The 5,945-nt window shown below is 37.9% G+C and carries 6 protein-coding genes and 1 pseudogene; 5 read left to right on the top strand and 2 right to left on the bottom strand.

The genetic code is table 11. The features are described from left to right. Both GT674_RS16320 and GT674_RS16315 read left to right on the top strand, forming a co-directional pair. A partial coding sequence (locus tag GT674_RS16320; RefSeq protein WP_243149181.1) for an RNA-guided endonuclease InsQ/TnpB family protein occupies window positions 1-432 on the top strand: 432 nt, incomplete at its 5' end. Window positions 433-614: 182 nt separating this feature from the next. Then, window positions 615-1,103 (top strand): hypothetical protein, encoded by a 489-nt coding sequence (locus GT674_RS16315; RefSeq protein WP_227240575.1) that lies wholly within the window; start codon window positions 615-617, stop codon window positions 1,101-1,103. A gap of 74 nt (window positions 1,104-1,177) precedes the next feature. Here GT674_RS16315 and GT674_RS16310 read toward each other — a convergent pair whose 3' ends face one another. Further along, entirely contained in the window at window positions 1,178-1,387 is a 210-nt protein-coding gene (locus tag GT674_RS16310) for a DUF6219 family protein (protein WP_161286633.1), read from the bottom strand. A 60-nt stretch (window positions 1,388-1,447) separates the two neighbouring features. After that, window positions 1,448-1,621, bottom strand: a complete 174-nt coding sequence (locus GT674_RS16305; protein ID WP_442859864.1) for a hypothetical protein — start codon at window positions 1,619-1,621, stop codon at window positions 1,448-1,450. A gap of 819 nt (window positions 1,622-2,440) precedes the next feature. On the opposite strand from GT674_RS16305, the gene GT674_RS16295 reads away from it, so the two are divergent. From GT674_RS16295 to GT674_RS16285, 3 genes and pseudogenes are all read left to right on the top strand, one after another. Further along, window positions 2,441-3,079 carry a DUF1847 domain-containing protein gene (locus GT674_RS16295; RefSeq protein ID WP_008705300.1) on the top strand — a complete coding sequence of 213 codons (639 nt, stop codon included), beginning with the start codon at window positions 2,441-2,443 and terminating at the stop codon, window positions 3,077-3,079. A gap of 374 nt (window positions 3,080-3,453) precedes the next feature. Beyond that, a pseudogene (locus GT674_RS16290) lies at window positions 3,454-4,006 on the top strand (replication initiator protein A); the annotation flags it as partial. Window positions 4,007-4,246: 240 nt separating this feature from the next. Further along, window positions 4,247-5,500 (top strand): ATP-binding protein, encoded by a 1,254-nt coding sequence (locus GT674_RS16285; RefSeq protein ID WP_161286634.1) that lies wholly within the window; start codon window positions 4,247-4,249, stop codon window positions 5,498-5,500. The last annotated feature ends 445 nt before the right edge of the window (window positions 5,501-5,945 follow it).

Here is a 5,945-nt window from a genome sequence, read left to right as displayed (position 1 = left end):
AGTCGGAATTATGAAAAACAGAAGAAACGGGTTGCACTGTGTCATGAAAAGATCCGAAATCAGAGAAAAGATTTTCAGCATAAACTCAGTGCAGGTCTTGCAGAGAACTACGATGCAGTATGCGTGGAAGATCTGAATCTGAAAGGGATGGCAGGAGGACTTCATTTTGGAAAAGGCGTACATGATAATGGATATGGCCTGTTCCTGTCTATGCTGGAATATAAACTGGAGGAACGAGGAAAATATCTGATAAAAGTAGATCGTTATTTTGCATCCAGTAAGATTTGCAGTGTATGCGGAAAGAAAAAAGCAGGATTGTCTTTAGCTGAAAGGCTCTATTACTGTGAATGCGGAAACAGAATGGACCGTGATATAAATGCAGCAGTAAACATCATGAATGAGGGAAAAAGAATCTTTACAGAATGTGCATGACAGCACAATAAAAAGTCCGTATCCGGACTTATAAGAATCGTGGGGCACGCGAGGATAGCTTGTAGATACTTGGCTCAGTAGAGCCATTGAGCAAGAAGCCCCCACTTCAAAATCTATGATTTAAGTGGTAGGAGCATGTCACGGAAATTACATTAAATGCAGCACAACATACAGAAGAGAGAATGGATCTGTACTATGAAAAGATTAAAACACTGATGAACAATTATCAGGATTTGATTTTGGAAAATCAGATGGTTTTGGATGAATTAGAGCAAGAGTGTCAGGAAAAGATCAATGAGAATATGGCCTATGCCCTTCAGTATATGGATGCCTATGATTACCGCATGAATTTAGGAAAACTGAAAAAAGAAGTAAACAATATCATTCTAATCTATGGACTTTGTGATATGGTCAACCGGGCAATGACACTGGTAAAATATTTTACGCCGAATTTTGGAACAGAATATTATGATGTGCTTTATGGCTGCTTCTGCAGGCATAGAAAAATGACAGATATGGAAATTATGCTTGAACTGGGGATGAGCCGGGCAAGTTTTTATCGGAAGAAAAAAGCAGCTATCCGGTATATGGGATATTATTTTTTTGAAATCGTAGTGCCACAGTCTGCAAACAAACGATATAAGCCATCTTTTCCAGAAACGGAAGAGTAGATTTGAAAGAGCCTGATGGAATCTCCCCTTTCCATCAGGCTTATATATAATGGAATACTCCCCTATTCCTCTTATTATTCCGAAGATTCTTCAGCTGCAGTTTCTTTCTTTTTTCTGGATTTGCCAGAAATCATTTTATGACCAGAGTAAATGGCCATAGCCATGCAGATCAGTGAACTGAATGCACAATATTTATGTGCTGATTTCATATTCTTATAGCCGGTGTAGCAAGTTCCGATCATGGAAACCAGCGCACCGATAGACCAGTATTTATGTGATTTCATTTGAACCTCCTGAGCTTTTTTTATATCATACATCTTTTTTAGAAATATGCAAACTTGAATTTATCGTCTTGTTCCATTCTTATCAAAATTCTTTTTTAATGCTATTTCTGTTGGGAGAATAGACCCAATTAAAGGAATAAGTTGAACACCACAGATAATTCCTCCTATACTCCCAACACAATCTTCATTTTTTCCAATCACTAAAAGCATGAATATTACTGTTATCGGCAACATAACCATTCCACAGACATACCAGACTTTACCACAATATTTATGAGCAAATTCCCATGCGAAATTGCAGATGAACAATTATTATGGAGAAATTATAACAGAGTATTTGACAAATTATATGTGTTTTATTGTGTTGTCAGTGGAAATCTTCTCCATACTTTTTACTTTCGGAGTGGTAAAAAGTGTTGTTGTACTGTTATTTGTGGACACGGCAATTTTTATTGGATTGTTAGTAGTTGGTTTGGTAAAAATGGATTTGAGAGGGAAAGAAGTTTTATGATTCAAATTTTATATTTCAGAAATAACAATAAGATACTATTTTTCCCACGCCTACTATGAGAACGGCGGCTATGAGATAGAAATTGCATATACTGGCGAATAAAAGAACCGCTGTTGCATGGTTTATTGGCTTCCATGTAGCTGGTATTCGGCTGAGGTATTGAAAGAGCTGGTATTGAAATGAGGGAAGTGGATAAATGTTTTGATTGACGAAATAACCTATACATGATAGTATAAATCCAAAGATGATGGTCTATCAGAGAGACTGTTATATATCTTCAAGTTTAAAAAGATAATTTTCAATAATTTTTCAAAAATCAGAATCGACAATTCATGACAAATCAATCCTGAATCGGGGAACGTTTCTCATAGAAAAGAACTACAAAAAATAAGAAAATAAAAACGGAAAACCATTGTCTGTAGTATAAGTATTTGTTATTATGAAGTAAATAGCGGATATTTTACAAAGTAAAGCTTAATCTAGAGAATCTGCCAGTGGCAGGCCTCTGTAGATACCAAGGTATACAAAAGGAGAATGAAAAAATGAAAAAAGAAGACATGTCCTGTATCGACTGCGCAGTAAAAAACTGCAACAAAATGGATAAAACCTATCCGGATTTCTGTCTGACAACACACATGGATGAAGAAGTTCTAAATGAAGCTATGGAATGCTACAATGAAGACGAGAACCGCAAAGTAACAATCGCTGCAGCTGAAGTAGAGTATGAGAATTACTGCAAACATACCCGTGTCGAAGAAATCATGGATTTTGCAAAGAAGATTAATGCGAAAAAGATCGGGATCGCAACCTGTGTCGGATTGTTGAAAGAAAGCCGTATCCTGGCAGATATCCTGCGCAGACATGGCTTTGAGGTGTATGGTGTCGGCTGTAAAGCCGGAACACAGAAGAAGACATCGGTCGGCATCCCGGAATGCTGCGAAGGTGTCGGTGTGAATATGTGTAATCCGATCCTGCAGGCAAAGCTTCTGAACAAGGCGAAGACGGACCTGAATGTTGTGGTCGGACTTTGTGTGGGGCATGACAGTCTGTTTTACAAATATTCCGAGGCACTGACTACGACAGCAGTGACGAAAGACCGTGTATTGGGGCATAATCCGGTGGCGGCGCTTTATACTGCGGATAGTTATTATTCGAAGTTGAAGAAGAGTGAAGAAGAGTAATATTTCTAATTTGGGCGTTTAAAGATACATAAAGATATCCCATTCAAGCATTTCTCTTTTTATCCAACGAAAAAAAGAACACACAACACTCTGTATGTTCTCTTTCTGTATGTGAAGTCCAATATTATACTTTGAAGTAGCTATCCAATCCTTTGAACTCTTGGGATATGTACCGGGCTGTAATCATGATGTGCAAGACATCGTGCAATCAGGGCAGCATCTCGTTTGTCTGTTTTTACCTTTTTCCTGCCCGTCGGTTTTGACATAGTTGTTGGAGCAAGAATAATGCACTTCATGTTATAGCTGGTAAGCTGGTGGTATAACGTGAAACCAAGTGTTGCTGATCGACGCGGATCCACAGGGAAGTTTAACAGCAAGCATTATTTACAGACAGTTACTTTAAAGATTTATCAAGCGATGCTAAAATTTTATATGGACTGATGTTAGATCGAATGTCTCTTTCCATCAAGAATCAGTGGTTTGACGAGAAAAACAGAGCATATATCTACTTTTCCATCGAAGATATCATGGAATTACTGAACTGTGGCAGAAATAAAGCCATCAAATCCATGAGAGAACTGGATGACGAAACAGGAATTGGTCTGATTGAGAAACGAAGACAGGGATTTGGAAAGGTGAACGTCATCTACGTGAAAACCTTTATGTCTGAGAAAACAGATGAGAAAAAATTTGAAGAGGAATTAAAGAAGTTTAAAAAACAAACTTCTGTGGAAAATGAGGAACCTACAGAAGTTTACAATTCAAACTTCATGAAGTCCCAAAATCAAACTTCAAGAAGTTTACATTTCAAACCCTAATAATACTAATCTTAGTGATACTGAAATGAATGATAATAAATCTAATCATATCATATCTGTGGATGAGAAAAGATTTGATAGCGATAATCGCTCTGAGGATTATCAGGCTTAACGAACATATTTAATGAAACATCGGAACCATCTTCTTTTTGTTGTCTACCTATAATAACGATTGGAGTAGTCGATTATAGACACTGCAATCAAAAAAATCTGAAAATATATTTATCAACATTACATAAAAGTGTGTAAATGCACATAAAATGGGAATACATATTGAAATTCAGGTCGTTCTGTGATAGAATCTCATTACTAAAAAGTGTGCAGATGCACGGAAATGGGGAGTGCAATGATGGAGATTAAAAGAGACGCCTACCTACAGCAGCTGATCGAGCGAAAAGATAATGGAATGATAAAGGTGATTACCGGCATTCGTAGATGTGGCAAATCCTTTTTGCTGTTTACCATCTTTAAGAGATACTTACTGGAGAACGGCGTTGATGTTGATCATATTATTGAGATTGCATTGGACGGTATTGAAAATGAGGAACTAAGAGATCCTAAGGTGTGTTTCAAGTACATCAAAGATGCCATGAAAGACGATGGCAAATACTATCTGCTTCTTGATGAAGTGCAGTTCATGCCACGATTTGAGGAAGTGCTGAACAGCCTGCTACGCATGAGCAATATTGATGTGTATGTCACCGGAAGTAATTCCAAGCTCCTGTCCAGCGACATTGTGACCGAGTTCCGTGGCAGAGGTGATGAGATTAGAATCTATCCTCTTTCCTTTGCAGAGTTTTATTCTGTCTATGACGGTGATTATGATGATGCCTGGGATGACTACATGATCTACGGAGGATTGCCGCAGATCGTAAGTTTCCAGAGCGAACGACAGAAAGCGGACTATCTGAAGAACATCTTTGCAAATGTCTATCTGAAGGATGTTATTGAAAGAAATAAGATTCAGAACGTGGATGAGATTGGGATTCTGGTTGATGTGCTTGCATCTGCAATCGGCGCACCGACCAATCCTTCAAAGATTGCCAATACCTTTGCCAGTGAGCGTCAGATGACTTATGCTAATAAAACCATCTCCAAGCATATCGACCATTTGACAGATGCCTTTTTGATTTCCAAGGCAAGCCGATACGATATTAAGGGCAGAAAATATATCGGTGCAAATCTGAAATACTACTTTACTGATCTGGGACTGAGAAATGCACGTCTGAATTTCAGACAGCAGGAGCCTACTCATATCATGGAGAACATTGTTTATAACGAGCTGCTGATCCGTGGCTACAATGTTGATGTGGGTGTCGTGGATATCTTCGATAAGGATAAAGAGGGCAAACGTGTTCGCAAGCAGTTGGAGGTTGACTTTGTGGTGAATCAAGGAAACCAGAGATACTATATCCAGGTTGCATATGACATGACTTCGGAAGAAAAACAGACGCAGGAGTTCAATTCTCTGCGTAATATCCCGGACTCTTTCAAGAAGATCGTCATTGTAAATGGCAGCAAAAAGCCTTGGAGAAATGATGAAGGTTTTGTCATCATGGGAATGAAGTATTTCTTGCTGAATGCGAATAGTCTGGAATTTTAAGTCGATTTGAGTTGTTGCTGTGGTGTTGTTCTATTTCAAAAAAGAGTGAAATGATATAAATAAGGCCACGGCTGATTTCGTGTTGGAACAGCCGTGGCTCAGTTTATTTTTTTATCCGTACAAACGAGACTGTTCCACAGATTATGTAGAACAGACAGAGTACGATTCCGATAGTGAGAACATACGAGAATAAAGATGAACTTAAGAACGAGATAAACAAAAGTTTGTTGAATTAAAAATGAAATAAAGTTCCAGTAATCATAGAGTGTATGGATTCAATTCCATATGCTCTTTTTCTTTACTGAAAAATCTAATGTTACGAGTTTCTTACGAGTGGCATTAAAAAAACTCGCAAGAAAACTCGTAAGAAAAAAGTAAAAAAATTTGCTTTTGACCACTGTAAAACATGCTCTGAGCGTTTCGTTATATGAAGGGATAATTTTTC

The sequence above is a fragment of the Blautia sp. BIOML-A1 genome (genome assembly GCF_009883055.1).
In the GTDB taxonomy this organism is placed as follows: domain Bacteria; phylum Bacillota; class Clostridia; order Lachnospirales; family Lachnospiraceae; genus Blautia_A.
The sequence above is the reverse complement of the archived record's forward strand: the minus strand, read 5'-3'. Positions and strand labels throughout refer to the sequence as shown.

Excerpts from the sequence above, each read along its gene's own strand:
- GT674_RS16285 (WP_161286634.1), top strand. The coding sequence starts at position 4,247 with ATGGAGATTAAAAGAGACGCCTACCTACAGCAGCTGATCGAGCGAAAA.
- GT674_RS16315 (WP_227240575.1), top strand. The coding sequence starts at position 615 with ATGGATCTGTACTATGAAAAGATTAAAACACTGATGAACAATTATCAG.
- GT674_RS16310 (WP_161286633.1), bottom strand. The coding sequence starts at position 1,387 with ATGAAATCACATAAATACTGGTCTATCGGTGCGCTGGTTTCCATGATC.
- GT674_RS16295 (WP_008705300.1), top strand. The coding sequence starts at position 2,441 with ATGAAAAAAGAAGACATGTCCTGTATCGACTGCGCAGTAAAAAACTGC.
- GT674_RS16305 (WP_442859864.1), bottom strand. The coding sequence starts at position 1,621 with ATGTTGCCGATAACAGTAATATTCATGCTTTTAGTGATTGGAAAAAAT.